Genomic DNA, 16,478 nt, shown 5'->3' with positions numbered 1-16,478 from the left:
GGCAGGCACCCGGCGCGGGGAGGATCACACCCGGAACGCGTGGCGGCGGGGCCACGGCGCTCCGTGACCCCGCCGCTGCGGAGCTGCTACTTGCCGGCCGGCTTGAGGCAGAGCACCCGGTTGGTCCCGCCGCCCTGGAGCACCACGTGCGGCTGCGCCGGGTCGCCGCACTTCTCCTGGGCGTCGACCTTCGAGACGACCGTGAACGCGCCCTGCTCGCCGCAGTCGGCGGCCGCCACGCCGTCGCCGCCGGACTGCTTGACGCAGGAGCCCACCGCCGGGTCGAACCCGGCCGGCTTGGTGTTGTCGTCGTTGCCACCGATCTTGCCGAGCAGCACGAGCAGGCCGAGCGGGATGGCCAGGATCAGCACCGCGGCGATCAGTACGACGGCCAGCACCCGACCGTTGCGGACCTTCGGCGTGGGCGCCTCGGTCTGCTGCGGCGCGGGTTCCGGCTTGAACGCGTCGAACCGGCCCTGGTCCGGGTCGCCCGCCTGGCCCTGGGACCACGCCGGCGGCGCCGGTTGGGGCGGCGGTGGGAAGGCGGGCGGGAACCCGCCCGGGCCGGGCCCGGCGCCCGGCGCCCGGCCAGCACCCGGCCCACCGAACGCGTCCTGGTGTCCGCCGGGCCCACCGAACGGGTCTGGGTGTCCGCCGGGGCCGCCGAACGGGTCTGGCTGGGCGCCGGGCCCACCGAACGCGTCCTGGCGTCCGCCGGGGCCGCCGAATGGGTCTGGGTGTCCGCCGGGCCCACCGAATGGGTCTGGGTGTCCGCCGGGGCCGCCGAACGGATCCGGGTGCCCGTCGGGGCCGCCGAACGGGTTCGGCTGGCCGCCGGGGGCGGCGAACGGATCCGGGCGCCCGTCGGGGCCGGCGAACGGGTCGCCGGGGCGCTCGTCGCTTGCCGGGTGCACCCCGTTGACCGGCCGGTTGCTGCTGGCCGGGTCCACGAAGGACGGCACGCCGGGCGGGAACGGCGGCGGGCCGGCGGGCGAGGACGGTGCCGGCGGTCCGTCGGCGAAGGCGTTCGAAGCCGCGGAACGGTCCGGCTCGTCGAACCGGGGCTGCGGGGCCGGCCCGTCGAAGCGCGGGCCCGGCTCCGCGAAGCCGTTCGGGCCGTCCTGGCCGGGCGTGTCCTCCGGTTCGGGACGGGCGGGCCGGCCGTACACCCGGGGCTGCGGGGCCGATACGCCGGACGAGTGCAGGGGTTGGTCGGTCGGCGGCGTCACCCGGCTGGCCATCGGCACCGAGGCGCTGGCGGAGACGGCACCGGCCGCGCCGGACTCCGGGGAGGTACGCGGGCCGGGCACGACGGGCCCGTCGGGCTCCGCATCGGGCGTGCCCCAGCCGGGCTGCGCCGGTTCGTCGGCCGGGGCGAACTGCGCCGGCGGCGCGTAGTCGGCGGGCGGCGAGGCGGCCAGGGCGGCCCCCGGCACCCGCTGCTCCTGCTGCGGCAGCGGTACCGCGTTGGCGGGCGAGATGCCCGGGCCCGGGGCGGGCTGGTAAGTCGGTGGCTCTTCGGCCCGGGCCGGCTGCCAGCCGTTCGACGGCGACTCGTCCGGCGCGGCCTCGGCGGGCCGCCCCCACGCCTCACCCGGCGCCCACGGCTCGGCCTCCGGGATGGCGGCCCGCTCGGGCGTCCATTGTGCCTGGCTGTCCTGCGTGTCGCCCCACGACGGGGAGTCGGGGGCCGGGGCCGAGACGCTGGCGCGGGCCGCCCAGCCACCGGACTCCGGCCGGTCGCCGGGCATCGGGACGGCGGCCGAGCCCCGGCCTCCCTGCGCCGGGTCATCCGCCGGCCGGTCCTGGTCCCGGTGGTGGGGGGAGTCGCTCCACGCGGGGCGCTGCTCGTCCGGGGCGCCCCAGACGGGCGGCTGCGAGGCTTCGGCCTGCCCAGCAGCCCGGCCTGCGGCCCAGCCGCCGGAGCGGTCCGGGTCATCCTGGCCGGGCCAGCCGCTGTCGGGCGGTGCCCCCGGTACGGACACCTTGGCCGCCGCGCGGGCCGCCGGCTCGGCCGGGGTCCAGGCCGGCGCCGGCGTCTCGCCCTGCTGGCCCCAGGAGGGCTGGCCGTCCTGCTGCGGCCCACCCCAGCCAGCGGACCGGTTCGGGTCGTCGGGCTGCTGACCCGCGGGAACGGCCCACGACTCGTGCGGCGTGGTGGCGGGCGCGGGGACCTGGGCGGCACCGCGGGTAGCCGACTCACCAGGCTGCGCCCAGGCGGGCTGCTCGCCGTGCCCGGCGACGGTCCCCCACGCGGGCGGGGCCGACTCGCCGGCGGCGTTCGACGGGGCGGCGGCCCACCCGGGAGGGCCCTGCTCACCGGACGGAGGCGGTGCGGCGGCCCAGGCGGGTGTGCCCTGCTCCGGCGCGCCCCAGGCCGGACCGGCCTGTTCTGGTGCGGCGGCCCAGCCGGGCTGGGGGGCAGCGCCCCACGCGTCCGGCTGGCCGGGCGGCGGCACCTGCGCGGAGGCTCGCCCGGCGGCGGGCTGGCCGCCCTGCTGCGCCCAGCCGGGGCGCTGGTCGTCGGGGTTGGCCCAGGCGGGGGCCGGCTGGGCGGGTGAACCGGCCGGCGGTGGCGGGGCCCAGCCGAGGTCGGCAGCCCCGGGGTACCCGTTGTTGTCCTGCTGGGCCGGGCGGTCGCCGTACGGCGCCGGTCCGCCGGCACCCGGCGACACCTCGCCCGGCTCCTGGCCAGGGCGGTGCGGGGCCTCGGACGTCATGGGTGCGCCTCCTCCATCACATGTCGGCCACCGATGCCGATCGGGACCGTCGGCCTGGTGCCGGCGTCGCCGGCGGGTACCGGCCGTGCGGGCTCCCCGCACCGTATCGGGTGGCCGCCGGGAGGCGCCCGGGGGAGCACCGGCCGTCACTCGCCGTCACCGGACGCCGTCGATCGGTTTTGCCGGCGCGATCGATCCCGGCGGGCGGGTGGCAACCGAAGCCCCACGGTACCGGGCGGCGCGGCGAGGTGGAATCCCGGTACCAATCGACGCGGAACGCCGAAGACCCGCCCGGTGCGACCGGGCGGGTCTTCGATCTGGAGGAGGTGAGGAAGGTCGGAGGGCGTCAGCTGAGGTGACGCTGGGCGATGGCGAGGAGCTCCTCGCGGACCGCGGGGGAGTTGGCGGAACGCAGCGCGTGCTCGATGGCGCGGGCCCGGCGGTTGGCGTCGCGGCGGTTGCGGATTCGCTCGATCATGCTCATCTGGGTCTCTCCTCCTGGCTATTCGGTTGTCAGCCCCTGGATGTCTCTATTGAACCTCATAACGCGGCTAACTTCCATCGATTATTAGGTGAGCTGAGCCACGTGCCTAAGGATCGTAGGTACGCGCCCTTCGCTGGCCGAAGATTTCGTCTCCCAACGGCAACGGCCGGTGTGCCGGGCGTTCACCCGTCGCACACCGGCCGTCGCCGGGAGTCGTGAACCGTCAGGTCCAGGCGAGCAGCGCCGCCTCCGGATCGGCCAGGAAGTCCCCGACATCGCGGAGGAACTTCGAGCCGAGCTCACCGTCGATGATCCGGTGGTCGAAGGAGAGGCCCAGGGTGGTCACCAGACGCGGCTTGACCTTGCCCTTGTGCACCCACGGCAGCTCCCGCACCGCGCCGAAGGCGAGGATCGCCGACTCGCCCGGGGGCAGGATCGGCGTACCGGTGTCGACGCCGAAGACGCCGACGTTGGTGATGGTCAGCGTGCCGCCGGACATGTCGGCCGGGGAGGTGCGGCCGGACTTGGCCGTCTGCACCAGTTCGGTCAGCGCGTCCGCCAGCTCGCGCAGCGAGAGCCGACCGGCGTCCTTGATGTTCGGCACGATCAGACCGCGCTCGGTGGCCGCCGCGATGCCCAGGTTGACGTAGTCCTTGACCACGATCTCGTCGCCGGCCCACGTCGAGTTGACCATCGGGTGGCGCTTGACCGCCAGCAGCACCGCCTTGGCGACGAGCAGCAACGGCGAGACCCGCACGTCGCGCCACTCACGCCGCCCACGGAGCCGGTCCAGGGCCTTCATCGCCCGGGTCACGTCGACGGTCAGGAACTCCGTCACGTGCGGGGCGGTGAACGCCGAGCGGGACATGTTCTCGGCGGTGAGCTTGCGTACCCCCTTGACGGGGATGCGCTGCTCGCGGTCCGCCCCGAAGCTCGCGGGCGCCGCGCCCGGTGCCGCGACCGTCAGCGGCTCGGCCGCCGGGGCCGAGGCCGCACGCTGTACGTCCTCCCGGGTGATCGAGCCCAGCGGGCCCGAGCCGGTCAGCGCGGTCAGGTCGACGCCGAGATCCTTGGCGAGCTTGCGGACCGGCGGCTTGGCCAGCACGAGCCCATCGGACCGGCCGGTGCCGTTCACCGCCGGCGCGGCCTGGGCCGGCACGGCCGGAGCCGCCGGAGCCGCCGACGCGGCCGGCCTCGGCACGCCCTGAGTCGGCACGGCCGGTGCGGCCTGGGCCGGGGTGGCCGACGCCTGCGCCGGGATGGCGCCCTTGCGCGGGCGACGCTTGGCCGCCGCGGTCCGCGGGCCGTAACCGACCAGCACGGCGGTACGCCCGCCCGGGGCGGGACCACCGATCAGGCCCGGCTCGACCATGCCCTCCTCGGGCGCGATCTCGACGGCGGCCAGTGCGGCCGCCGACGGGGTGGGCAGGCTCGTCGACTCCTCGATCGGGCCGGCGCCCGGGTCGGTGTCGATCGCGATGATCGGCGTGCCGACCTCGACGGTGGTGCCCTCCGGGTGGAAGATCGCCTGCACCTGGCCGGCCCACTTCGCCGGGATCTCGACCGCCGCCTTGGCGGTCTCCACCTCGACGATCGGCTGGTTCAGCTCGATGACGTCACCGACTTTGACCAGCCAGGCGAGGATCTCGCCCTCGGTCAGGCCCTCGCCCAGGTCGGGGAGGTTGAACTCCTTGATCCGCGACATGCGACTCACCAGCCGAAGGTGCGGTCGACGGCGTCGAGCACCCGGTCGAGGTCGGGCAGGTACTCCTCCTCCACCCGGGCGGCCGGGTAGGGGGTGTCGTAGCCGGTGACGCGCAGCACCGGGGACTCCAGGGAGTAGAAGCACTCCTCGGTGATCCGGGCCGCGATCTCCGACCCGAGGCCCAGGTTGCCCGGGGCCTCGTGGACGACCACGCAGCGGCCGGTGCGCCGCACCGACTCGTACGCGGCGGTCAGATCCAGCGGGGAGAGCGAGCGGAGGTCGATGACCTCCAGCTCCCGGCCGTCCTCGGCGGCGGCGGTGGCCGCGTCCAGGGCGGTCCGCACCATCGGGCCGTACGCCAGCACGGTGGCGTCGGTGCCCGGCCGGGCGACCCGGGCGGCGTGCAGCGGGTACGCCTCGGCGAGCGGAGCGTCCAGCTCGACCGGGCCCTTCTCCCAGTAGCGCCGCTTGGGCTCCAGGAACACGATCGGGTCGTCCGAGGCGATGGCCTGCTGGATCATCGAGTACGCGTCCTGCGGGTTCGCGCAGGTCACCACCTTCAGGCCGGCGGTGTGCGCGAAGTACGCCTCCGGCGACTCGGAGTGGTGCTCGACCGCGCCGATGCCGCCGCCGTACGGGATCCGGATGACCATCGGGATCCGGACCTTGCCCTGCGAGCGGTAGTGCATCTTCGCCACCTGCGACACGATCTGGTCGTACGCGGGGTAGACGAAGCCGTCGAACTGGATCTCGCAGACCGGCCGGAAGCCCCGGATGGCCAGGCCGACCGCGGTGCCGATGATGCCGGACTCGGCCAGCGGGGTGTCGATCACCCGCTGGTCGCCGAAGTCCTTCTGGAGGCCGTCGGTGATCCGGAACACGCCGCCGAGCTTGCCGACGTCCTCGCCCATGATGACGACCTTCGGGTCGTTCTCCAGGGCCTTGCGCAGACCGGTGTTGAGGGCCTTGCCGAGGGTGAGCGTCTCCGTGGCCATCAGTGCGCGCTCCCCTCGAACGAAGCCAGGTACGTGCTGAACTGCTCCCGCTGCTCGTCGAGCTCGGGCGACCCGTTCGGGTAGACGTGGTCGAACATGGTCACCGGCTCGGGGTCGGGCATGGCGAGCACCCGCTCGCGCAGGTGCACCGACTCGGCGCGGGCCTGCTCGTCGACCGCCGCGAAGAAGTCCGCGTCGGCGATCTGCTGCTTCTCCAGGAACGCCTTCATCCGGGCGATCGGGTCCTTGGCCTGCCAGGCCTCGACCTCGCTGGCGATCCGGTAACGGGTGGGGTCGTCGGAGGTGGTGTGCGCCCCCATCCGGTAGGTGTACGCCTCGATCAGGCTCGGGCCCTGGCCGTGCCGCGCGTTGTCCAGCGCGTGCCGGGTCACCGCGTACGACGCGAGCACGTCGTTGCCGTCCACCCGGACGCCCGGGAAGCCGAAGCCCCCCGCCCGCTTGTACAGCGGAACCCGGGTCTGCCGCTCCAGCGGCTCCGAGATCGCGTACTGGTTGTTCTGGCAGAAGAAGACCAGGGGAGCGTTGAAGACGCTGGCCCAGACGAACGACTCGTTGACGTCGCCCTGGCTGGTGGCGCCGTCACCGAAGAAGGCGATCACCGCCTCGCCGTCGTCGCCGCCGGTCTTGCCGTCCATCGTGACGCCCATGGCGTACCCGGCTGCGTGCAGGGTCTGCGCCCCGATGACGATCGTGTACATGTTGAACTTGAACTCGTTCGGGTCCCAGCCGCCCTGGTCGACGCCGCGGAACAGGCCGAGCGGCATGATCGGGTCGATGCCCCGGCAGTAGAGCACGCCGTGCTCGCGGTAGGTCGGGAAGGCCATGTCCTGCGGGCGCAGCGCCCGGCCGGCGCCGACCTGCGCCGCCTCCTGGCCCAGCAGGCTGGCCCAGAGGCCCAGCTCGCCCTGGCGCTGCAGCGCCGTGGCCTCGGCGTCGAGCTTCCGAACCAGCACGAGGTCGCGGTAGAGCCCGCGGTACTCCTCGTCGGTGAAGTCGACGCGGTACTCGGTCCCGTCCGGGCCGAGCGCGCTCTCGATCCGCTCGCCCTCGGGCGTGAGCAGCTGTACGAGTTCCGGCTCGCCTGTCACGGCGGCACGCCTGGAACGGGGTGCGGCCCGCCGGCCGCGGCTGGTGACCCCGGGGTCGCCCTTTGCCATCCGTCTCTCCCTGTCTGGTCTGCGCCGGCGCCGGGGGTGACCCGTGCCGCGCACATCATGCGCCGCCCGGCTCGAGCCGGGCTGGTCCTGGCGGCCGCGCCTAGCCCCGGTGAGGGTTGCCGCGCGGCGTGAGCCGGGTTCGTGGAGCAACCCGGCCCGGGAGCGCCGGCGCCGTTCCGCACCAGCCGCAGGATGCGCGGAGGTGGCGGCTGCGTTGCCGTCGTTGCCTGAATGATTGCAGAGGAGGTGAGAGGGCCCACAGTATGGCCTCCTCCCCCCGCCATGTTCCGTCTGGTTCGCGACGAATCACGGTTGTTGTCGCTTTGGTCGGCCCGGTGCGGCGGACAACTGGTGTGTCGACACGCTGTGGCGCCTGGTGAACTGAGAGTCACTGAGCCAAGCTGACTAGTGTCCGAAGATGTCGTTCATGCCCTGTTTGGGGCAGATATTCCGGTCGACCTTTTGTCTCGACATACGAGGAGTGTGTGCCGGTGTCCGAGCCAGCAGGAGGTCCGGGTGTGCCCTTCCTCGGCCGCCACCGGTCGGCAGCCCAGGGCGGCTACCGCCGGGTGATCGGGGCGCACCGGGCATCCGGCCTGGGCGGCCCGAGCCGCGGTTATCTCTTCACCGTCGCGCTGCTCGCCGGCACCGCGTCCATGCCGATCCTGGCCGCGATCAGCACCGGATCGGCCACCGTCGGCAGCAGCGCCCTTCCGGACACCAGCACCCCGTTCATCCCGACCCCGTCGGTCGGCCCGGTGGTGCTTCCCCTGCCCGAGGGGACCCAGCCCCCGGCCCTGCCCAGCCGGACACCCGTCGCCACCGGCCCGCCGTGGGCCGCGCCGGCGCTGGCGCCGGCCGTCCCGGTGCTGCCCGACGACCGGGACCTGAGCTCACACCGGCGGTCCCGGCCGGCCGCGCCGGCGCCCACCCCCGGCCGCACCAGCCCGACCGTCCGGCCGCGCCCGACCCGGGTCCCCACGCCCACGCCCTCACCGTCGGCTCCCGAATCGGCCACGCCGGACCCGTCACCGATCAGCACCGGCGAGCCGACCAGCACCTTCTCGGGTCCGGCGAGCGATCTGCCGGCCACCACCGGCCCGGTACCAGTCCCGAGCGGATCGACCGGCTCAACGCCGCCGACCGCCGGGCCGGGGGAGTCACCCGCAGCCACCCTCGGCCCCAGTGAGACCCCGGGCCCGAGCGGTTCGGCCCTCAGCGGCGCGGACCACCGACCGGGTACGCCGCGCCAGCGCCCGCGCGTCGGGCGGCCGGCTCCCGCGCCATCGCCGCACGTCCGGCCGCCGGCCGCGCCCGCAGTGCTGCCGTGCCCGTCGCCCCAGCCCGCGCCCATCGTCCCGGCCGGTGCCGAAGGTTCCCCGGCCCCGACAGCCCGGGCTGGCGCACCCGTAGGGTGAGGCGCGCTCAGCCCGGGATCGTCGGTGGGGTGCCCTCAGTCGGGTCACCCGATACGGCGGACTCAGCCCGGATCGCCCGGTGCGGCGGGTTCAGGCCGGGTCGTCGGTGAGGCGGTGCCGGTTGGCCTCGATCCAGGCGTCCAGCGCGGCCGGGTCGTCCGGGTCGACGCCGTCGGCCATGAGCTGGGCGACCGCCGCGGTGGCCGGGCTGCGCCGCTCGCCGGTGCTGTAGAGCCGGGCGAACTCGGGGACCATCTCCTCGATCGCCTCGTCCGTCCGGCGGGCCGCCGCGGCCGGCAGCCCTCGCTGGCGGGCCGCGTACGCCGTCCAGCCGCGGAGCACCCGCGGTAGCAGCGCGGCGTCGTCCATGTCCAGCACGGCCCGGCGGTGCACCCAGTCGAGCAGGAACAGCTCGGCCACCGTCGGGCTCCAGCGCATCGGGTCGGCGTCCGGGAAGCTCGCCGCGTGGTCGAGCAGCAGGCCCAGGCAGAAGTGCAGCGAAGCCAGGTCATCGTCGGCCACCGCGTGCAGGCCGAACCGGGCTGCCTCCGGCGAGCCGAGGAAGACCCGGACCAGCCGGGTCCGCTCCTCGTCGGTGGGTGGCGGAACGTACCGCGCCCCGGCGGCGGCCCGGCCGGGCAGGACGGCCAGTCGCGCGCCGACCAGCGCCCGGTCGGTGGCCAGCGAACCCTGGGCGGGCAGCTCACCGAGGTCGTCGGTGACCTCCAGGTGACGGCTCACCTCCGCGTACATCCGGGCCGGGTCCTCCGTCCGGAACCAGGTGAACTCGTCCTCCGTGCAGACCTCCCGGGCCTGCTCGACGATCCGTTCGGCCGGCCCGCCGACGAAGACGTCCTTGGCGATGCCGATGTTGTGGTCGACCAGGGCCACCACGGCGTGCTCCGGCCCGCCCTCGACGTCGTCGTAGGCGAAGGTGGCCAGGTAGGACGTCTGGTCGCCGTAGACGTCCCCGTACGCCCAGGTGCCGGTGAGGCGCACCCGCCCGAGCTGACCGGCCCAGGTGGGGGCGTACGCGCCGGGGCGTACCCGGGCAGCGCCCTCGGCCTCCGGAACCAGCGCGGCGAAGACGGCGCGGATGGTGGTCGCGGCGGCGCTGCGCCGGCGGGAGGTGGCGGCGAGGAAACCCGCCACGAACTCGCGGACGGCGGCCTCCCGGTCGGTCTCCGCGATGGCGTAGACACTGCCCAGCAGCGCGGCGCCGAGCATCTCCGCGTCCAGGGCGGTGTCGAGCCTCGTCACGTCGCGAGCGGCGTGCAGCACCGCCTCGTATGGGGTCTGTGGCGTGGCCATGCCCCGACCCTACGCCGCTCGGCCGGCCCGGGCACCGGTCAGCGCGCGCCGACCTCAGCGTGGGGCGGCCTCCCCCAGCGCCTCCCGGGCCTCGCCGTAGCGGGCCAGCACCGCCCAGACCGGATTCAACACGTAATTCTCGCCGACGCTGCCCACCGAGATCAGCAGCCGGCGTTCGGCCCGCTGCCGGGCACGGCGTGCCGCCCAGCGGATCACCGGCCGGGTCAGCGCCGCGACCAGCAGCCCGGCGAGCAGGCCGCCGAGGAGCAGCACGGTCGGCCAGGGCACCTCGCCCAGCCGCGGGTTGTCCAGCGCCGGCAGTCCCAGCGCGCGCAGCACGTAGCCGAGCACCAGCCAGCCCAGCCCGGCCGCCGCGGCGAGGGTGACCAGCCACTGGAGTCCGCCCGCCACCCGCCACCAGGCCGGTCGCCGCGCCAGGCCCAGGTCGGTGGCGGCCACCGCATGGTCCAGCGCGTCCGGCAGGTCGGTCAGGCGGGACCGGGCCGCCGCGGTCACCGCGGTCGGCCAGGGAGCCGGCAGGCCGGCCGCGGCACGGTCGGCCTGCGCCCGGATGGCCAGGTTGAGCGCCGAGCGCTGAGCGGCCGTGGGATCGGGTACGGAGGTCGCCGCGACCAGGCTCTCGGCCGGCGCCTCGGCGCCCCCGCCGGGCAGGTGCAACCGACGCAGCGGGTCCGGCCGGAGCCGGCGCAAGCCGCGGACCAGCGGCCAGCCGGTCGTGCCGCGGGCCCGGTGCCGGTACGCGGCCTCCACCGCCTCGGCCACCGCCGGCACCCCGGCCGCCCCGGCCAACGCCGTGGTGAGCTCCCCCGCCGACGCGTCGCCCGGTCCGGCGCGTACCGGCTCCGGCCCGACCAGCGGTGCCAGCCCGGCCACCACGGCGTCCACGTCGCCGGCCAGCCGGCGCAGGGCGGCCTGCCGTTCGGCGACCGTACGCTCCAACTCGGCGCGGAGCCCGTCCAGCCCGGCCGGGTCCACCGCCACGGTGGGCAGCAGCGGCACCCCGGCCAGGCCGTCGGCGTCGAGCAGCCGGCGCAGGTCGCCGAGGACCTTCGGCAGCTCCGCCGGGGGCAGCCGGTCGGCCTGGTTGAGCACCACCACCGTCACGTCCCGGTGCCGGTGGAACTCGCGCAGGTAGCTGGTGTGGATCACGCGGTCGGCGTACTTCTGCGGATCGACCACCCAGACGACCAGGTCGACCAGGCCGAGCAGCCGGTCCACCTCCAGCCGGTGGCTGTGCTGTACCGAGTCGAAGTCCGGCAGGTCCAGCAGGACCAGACCGTGCAGGGCCGACTCGTCGTCGGCGTCGAGCGCGCTCTCCCGGACGAACCGGTGCCGGGGCAGCACCCCGATCCAGTCGAGCAGCCCGGATGCGCCGTCCAGCGGCCCCCACACGCAGGCGTACGCCATCCCGGTGGTCGGCCGGCGGACGCCGACCGGCGAGAGGTCCAGCCGGGCCAGGGCGTTGAACAGGCTGGACTTGCCGCTGCCGGTCGCCCCGGCCAGGGCGACGACGGTGTGGTGACCGGAGAGGGCGAGCCGGGTGCCGGCCCGCTCGACCACGGTGTGCGCGGTGACCAGCTCGGCGTCGGGCACCTGCCCGTCCACCGCGGCGAGGAAGCGCTGGACCGCCCGCAGACGCGCGATCAGGGCGTCCGGGTCGACCCGCTGCTCGCCCCGGAACGCCTCCCGCATCCGATCGACGATGTTGCTCACCTCGGCCCGCCTCCGCTTGAAAGGAAGGGCCCCTTCTTAACGCCCGCGGTCGAGAAGGGAACCCTGCTCACCCCGCCCGGCGCGCGGCGGGCGGGGCATCGCCGGTCGGCAACCGGCGCGGTCACCGCGGGCCGCCCTGGTCGACGGCCGGCAGCACGGGGCCGTCCGTACGGGTCAGGCCGCTGCGGTGCCGGGCCTTCTCCACCTCGTTGGCGGCCCGGCGCAGCTCGCCCGTGGTCTCGGCGGCCGGGCGGGCCGACTCGGTGCGGGCGAGGAAGCGCGCCGCCTCCTCCGCCAGCAGTGTGCCGATCCGGTCGAGCAGGTCCTTCCGGGCCTTGTTCGCCAGGTTCCGGACCGCCTGGTCTCCGAAGATCGCCTGCAGGACCGCCTGCCCGGCGACCGCGGTGCCGGCGCCGGTGGCGACCTCCAGCCCGGTCGGGATGAACGCGGTGGAGGCGAAGACCGCGATCATCACCGCCAGCCCGGTGGCGTTGACCGCGTATGCGGCCGTGCGGGCCACGAACCGGCGGTCACCGCCCTCGACCCGGACCAGTTCCAGGACGCCGCGCTGCCAGTCACGGACCAGCCGTTCGGCGCGTTCGGGCAGGTCGTCCGAGGGATGAGCGAGCTCCGGCGCGAGCAGCTCCACCCCGGCCGGGTGTGCCTTCCACCCGGTGTACGCGTTCTCCGCCGCCTCGGCGGCCACCCCGCGCAACAGCGTCACGAGCTGCGACTCGATCGCCGTACGCAGCTCGGCGGCGGGAGCCGGACGCCCGGTGACCGCGGCGACCACCCGGTCGCGCAGCCGGCCGATCCGCGCCTCCAAGGTGCGGAAGAACTCGCCGGTGCCGACGAACTCCTGCCACCGGGCCAGCACCTCGCCGCGGAGCAGCCGGCCGTCCCTGAGCCCCTGGTCGACGGTCCGCTCCGCCCCCCGGTACGCCGCCCGTACCCGCTCGTCCAGCGCGTCGGCGGCGGCGACCTGCTCGTCGGCCGCGTCGGCCAGCCCGGTGACGGCGGGGTGCAGGGCGGCCAGTGCGCCGTCGAGGGTCTGCCGGACCACGGCGGAGCGGGCCTCGGCGTCCGCGGCGAGCCGGGCGAACCAGGCGCTGAGCGGGGCGGTGACCCGTTCGGGCAACAGCCCCTGCCCGTCGACCCAGGTCTCGGGCAGCACGAAGAGCGGGGCGGCGCCCAGATCCTGGGCGGCGAGCATCTCGGACAGGTGGGCGCTGATCTCGTCGGCCGCCTCCGGGGGCACCCGGTCCAGCACCATGGCGATCACCGTGCCCCGCGCCCGGGCGCCGCGCAGCAGCTCCCACGGAACGGCGTCGGCGTACCGGGCGGCGGTGGTGACGAAGAGCCAGAGATCGGCGGCGGCCAGCAGCTGCCCGGCGAGCGCCCGGTTGGCGTCGACCACCGAGTCGATGTCGGGTGCGTCGAGGAAGGCCAGCCCGGCCGGCAACGCCGGGGCGGTGACCAGGTGCAGGGTGCCAGGGTCGTCGCTCGGCTCGTTGGTCCGGGTGAGGCCGGGCAGCAGGTCGCCCTGGCGGAACCAGGCGGCGTCGGCCGGGTTGCAGACCAGCACCGGCGAGCGGGTGGTCGGGCGCAGCACGCCGGCGGCGCTCACTCGCGCCTGGACCAGGCTGTTGACCAGGGTCGACTTGCCCGCGCCCGTCGAGCCGCCGACCACGACCAGCAACGGGGCGTCGAGGCGGGTGAGCCGGGGCAGCAGGTAGTCGTCGAGCTGGTGGGAGAGGCCGGCGGCGGCGCGCCGGGCGGGCTCCGCCGAGGGCAGGGTCAGCGGGAACCGGGCCGCCCCGATCGCGGCCCGCAGGCCGGCGAGCGCAGCGGGCAGGCCCTGCGTGGGCAGGCCCTCGGCGGTGCCGGCGGGCAGGTCGGCCTCGGTGGTGCCGGCGGGCAGGTCGCCCTCGGCGGCGGGTCCGGTGCGGGCTGCGACGGCGGGCGCGCCGGGATGGGTGGCGGAATCGCCGTGCGTCGTCACGGCTAAAGCCTGCCCGACCGACGCAAGGGAAGACAACCAGACGGTAATAACGCCTCGGGTTGCGTCAGGTCGGCTCAACCTCGACTTGCGGTTTGCTCGGGGCGTGGCACTATTGAGTCAAGTTCACTCAACTTGTGGTGCGGTCGCTGCGGGCGACCCGCCGGGCAGGCCCGTTGACCTGCTCATCCGTTACGAAGCGAGGAAGCGAACATGGCACGTGCGGTCGGCATCGACCTCGGCACGACGAACTCCTGCGTCAGCGTTCTCGAGGGCGGTGAGCCCACCGTCATCGCCAACGCTGAGGGCTCGCGGACGACCCCCTCGATCGTCGCGTTCGCCCGCAACGGCGAGGTGCTCGTCGGTGAGGTCGCGAAGCGCCAGGCGGTGACCAACCCGGACCGGACCATCCGCTCGGTCAAGCGGGAGATCGGCACCAACTGGACCGTCGACATCGACGGCAAGAAGTACACCCCGCAGGAGATCTCGGCCCGCACGCTGATGAAGCTCAAGCGGGACGCCGAGGCGTACCTGGGTGAGCAGATCACCGACGCGGTGATCACCGTTCCCGCCTACTTCAACGACGGCCAGCGCCAGGCCACCAAGGAGGCCGGTGAGATCGCCGGCTTCAACGTGCTGCGGATCGTCAACGAGCCGACCGCGGCCGCCCTGGCGTACGGCCTCGACAAGGGCTCCAAGGAGCAGACCGTCCTGGTCTTCGACCTGGGTGGCGGCACCTTCGACGTCTCGCTGCTGGAGCTGGCCGAGGGCGTCATCGAGGTCAAGTCCACCAGCGGTGACAACCACCTCGGTGGTGACGACTGGGACCAGCGGATCATCGACCACCTGGTGAAGACCTTCCGCGGCGAGCACGGCATCGACCTGGCGCAGGACAAGATGGCCATGCAGCGGCTCAAGGAGGCGGCCGAGAAGGCCAAGATCGAGCTGTCCGCCGCCACCACCACCAACATCAACCTGCCGTACATCACCGCCGGCTCGGCGGGCCCGCTGCACCTCGACGTGACCCTGAGCCGCGCCGAGTTCCAGCGCATGACGCAGGACCTGCTGGACCGCTGCAAGGTCCCGTTCGAGCAGGCCGTGAAGGACGCCGGGATCAAGATCTCCGACGTCGACCACGTCATCCTGGTCGGTGGCTCGACCCGGATGCCGGCCGTGACCGACCTGGTCAAGCAGCTCACCGGCAAGGAGCCCAACAAGGGCGTGAACCCGGACGAGGTCGTGGCCGTCGGCGCCGCCCTGCAGGCCGGCGTGCTCAAGGGCGAGGTCAAGGACGTCCTGCTGCTCGACGTGACCCCGCTGAGCCTGGGCATCGAGACCAAGGGCGGCATCTTCACCAAGCTCATCGAGCGCAACACCACCATCCCGACCAAGCGCTCCGAGGTCTTCACCACGGCGGACGACAACCAGCCGTCGGTGCTGATCCAGGTGTTCCAGGGCGAGCGGGAGATCGCGGCCTACAACAAGAAGCTCGGCACCTTCGAGCTGACCGGCCTCCCGCCGGCGCCGCGCGGCGTGCCGCAGATCGAGGTCACCTTCGACATCGACGCCAACGGCATCGTCAACGTGCACGCCAAGGACCTGGGCACCGGCAAGGAACAGAAGATGACGATCACCGGCGGCTCGTCGCTGCCGAAGGACGACATCGAGCGGATGCGCCGGGACGCCGAGGAGCACGCCGAGGAGGACAAGCGCCGCCGCGACGAGGCGGAGACCCGCAACCTGGCCGAGGCGCTCCAGTGGCAGACCGAGAAGTTCCTCGCCGAGAGCGGCGACAAGCTGCCCAGCGAGAACCGCGACCAGCTCAACGAGGCCCTCGGCGAGCTGCGCAGCGCGCTCGGCGGCCAGGACATCGACAAGATCAAGGCCGCGCACGAGAAGCTGGCCCAGGTCTCCCAGCAGGCCGGTTCGCTGCTCTACTCGCAGCAGCAGGGCGAGCAGGCCGCGCCGGGCGCGGCCGGGCCGGGGGCGGAGGCGACCGGTGGCAAGCCGGCCGGCGGCGCCGACGACGTGGTCGACGCGGAGATCGTGGACGAGGACAAGAAGTGACGCGCTGTCCCGGACACGTACGCACGGCGGAAGGATGAGGTAACCGCATGACGGAGAAGCCAGGAGCAGCCGACCCGGATGCCACCGAGTCGGCGCCGGGTGGCTCCGCGAACGCCGGGCAGGGTGCCGGCGAGGAGCCGCGGGTCGTCATCCGTGACAAGCGCAAGATCGGCAAGACCGGGGATCGCACCGCGGCCACCGCCGCGGCCGCCGATGCCGCAGCCGACGCGCCGGCCGAGGGGCTGGTCGAGGAGACCGAGGTCGTGGTCGACGAGATCGAGACCGAGGCCCCCGTCTCCGGCCCGCCGGTGGTCGACGCGCCGGCCGAGCCGACCGAGGAGGCGGCCCAGCCGAGCGCGCCGCTCGGCGCCGAGCTGGAGGCGGTCCGGGCCGAGCTGGACGAGCGGACGCGGGACCTGCAGCGGGTGACGGCGGAGTACGCCAACTACCGCAAGCGGGTCGACCGCGACCGTGCCCTGGTCCAGGAGCAGGCGACCGGCGGCGTGCTGACCGCGCTGCTGCCGATCCTCGACGACCTGGACCGGGCCCGCGAGCACGGCGACCTGGTGGGCGGGTTCGGCTCGGTGGCCGAGCAGCTCGTCGCCACGCTGGGCAAGTTCGGCCTGACCGCGTTCGGCGAGCAGGGCGACCCGTTCGACCCGACCCTGCACGAGGCGGTGGCCCACCAGACCTCCGCCGACGTCACCGAACCGACCTGCGTGCAGGTCATGCGCCGGGGTTACCAGCTCGGCGAACGGCTGCTGCGGCCGGCCATGGTCGCGGTCGCCGACCCGGAGTAGTGCCGACCCGTGGCGAAGGCGTGTACGGCGTAGGCGAGCGAGGAGGCCACGGCCGCCCCGATCACGC

The 16,478-nt window shown here is 74.5% G+C and carries 11 protein-coding genes; 2 read left to right on the top strand and 9 right to left on the bottom strand.

The features are described 5' to 3' along the window. Nucleotides 1–86 precede the first annotated feature (86 nt). The 9 genes from ABZ570_RS19545 to ABZ570_RS19505 form a co-directional block, all read right to left on the bottom strand. Entirely contained in the window at nt 87–2,720 is a 2,634-nt protein-coding gene (locus ABZ570_RS19545) for a hypothetical protein (protein ID WP_358065160.1), read from the bottom strand. Between the two features lie 346 nt (nt 2,721–3,066). Further along, complete coding sequence (locus ABZ570_RS19540; protein ID WP_262283549.1) at nt 3,067–3,204, bottom strand: hypothetical protein; 138 nt, start codon at nt 3,202–3,204, stop codon at nt 3,067–3,069. A 223-nt stretch (nt 3,205–3,427) separates the two neighbouring features. Further along, on the bottom strand, nt 3,428–4,909 hold the full coding sequence (locus tag ABZ570_RS19535; protein WP_358065280.1) for a dihydrolipoamide acetyltransferase family protein: 1,482 nt from the start codon (nt 4,907–4,909) through the stop codon (nt 3,428–3,430). 5 nt (nt 4,910–4,914) lie between these two features. Next, nucleotides 4,915–5,904: an alpha-ketoacid dehydrogenase subunit beta gene (locus ABZ570_RS19530; RefSeq protein ID WP_358065157.1), complete on the bottom strand. Its 990-nt coding sequence runs from the start codon at nt 5,902–5,904 to the stop codon at nt 4,915–4,917. Continuing rightward, complete coding sequence (gene pdhA, locus ABZ570_RS19525) at nt 5,904–7,082, bottom strand: pyruvate dehydrogenase (acetyl-transferring) E1 component subunit alpha (protein ID WP_358065154.1); 1,179 nt, start codon at nt 7,080–7,082, stop codon at nt 5,904–5,906. Before pdhA ends, ABZ570_RS19530 begins: the two co-directional genes overlap by 1 nt. 616 nt (nt 7,083–7,698) lie before the next feature. After that, a complete protein-coding gene (locus ABZ570_RS19520; RefSeq protein ID WP_358065151.1) occupies nt 7,699–8,175 on the bottom strand; it encodes a hypothetical protein in 477 nt (158 codons plus the stop codon). Between the two features lie 415 nt (nt 8,176–8,590). Beyond that, nucleotides 8,591–9,811, bottom strand: a complete 1,221-nt coding sequence (locus tag ABZ570_RS19515; protein WP_358065148.1) for a hypothetical protein — start codon at nt 9,809–9,811, stop codon at nt 8,591–8,593. 54 nt (nt 9,812–9,865) lie between these two features. Next, nucleotides 9,866–11,524 carry a GTPase gene (locus ABZ570_RS19510; RefSeq protein ID WP_358065277.1) on the bottom strand — a complete coding sequence of 553 codons (1,659 nt, stop codon included), beginning with the start codon at nt 11,522–11,524 and terminating at the stop codon, nt 9,866–9,868. 142 nt (nt 11,525–11,666) lie between these two features. Further along, nucleotides 11,667–13,547, bottom strand: coding sequence for an ABC transporter (locus tag ABZ570_RS19505; RefSeq protein ID WP_358065145.1), 1,881 nt, complete (start codon nt 13,545–13,547; stop codon nt 11,667–11,669). A 210-nt stretch (nt 13,548–13,757) separates the two neighbouring features. On the opposite strand from ABZ570_RS19505, the gene dnaK reads away from it, so the two are divergent. Beyond that, nucleotides 13,758–15,611 (top strand): molecular chaperone DnaK, encoded by a 1,854-nt coding sequence (gene dnaK / locus ABZ570_RS19500; protein ID WP_358065142.1) that lies wholly within the window; start codon nt 13,758–13,760, stop codon nt 15,609–15,611. 47 nt (nt 15,612–15,658) lie between these two features. Beyond that, nucleotides 15,659–16,411: a nucleotide exchange factor GrpE gene (grpE, locus tag ABZ570_RS19495; protein ID WP_358065139.1), complete on the top strand. Its 753-nt coding sequence runs from the start codon at nt 15,659–15,661 to the stop codon at nt 16,409–16,411. Nucleotides 16,412–16,478: the final 67 nt, after the last annotated feature.

Source organism: Micromonospora sp. NPDC007271 (assembly GCF_040634005.1).
Classification (GTDB): domain Bacteria; phylum Actinomycetota; class Actinomycetes; order Mycobacteriales; family Micromonosporaceae; genus Micromonospora.
This window is presented reverse-complemented; position numbering and strand designations above follow the sequence as displayed.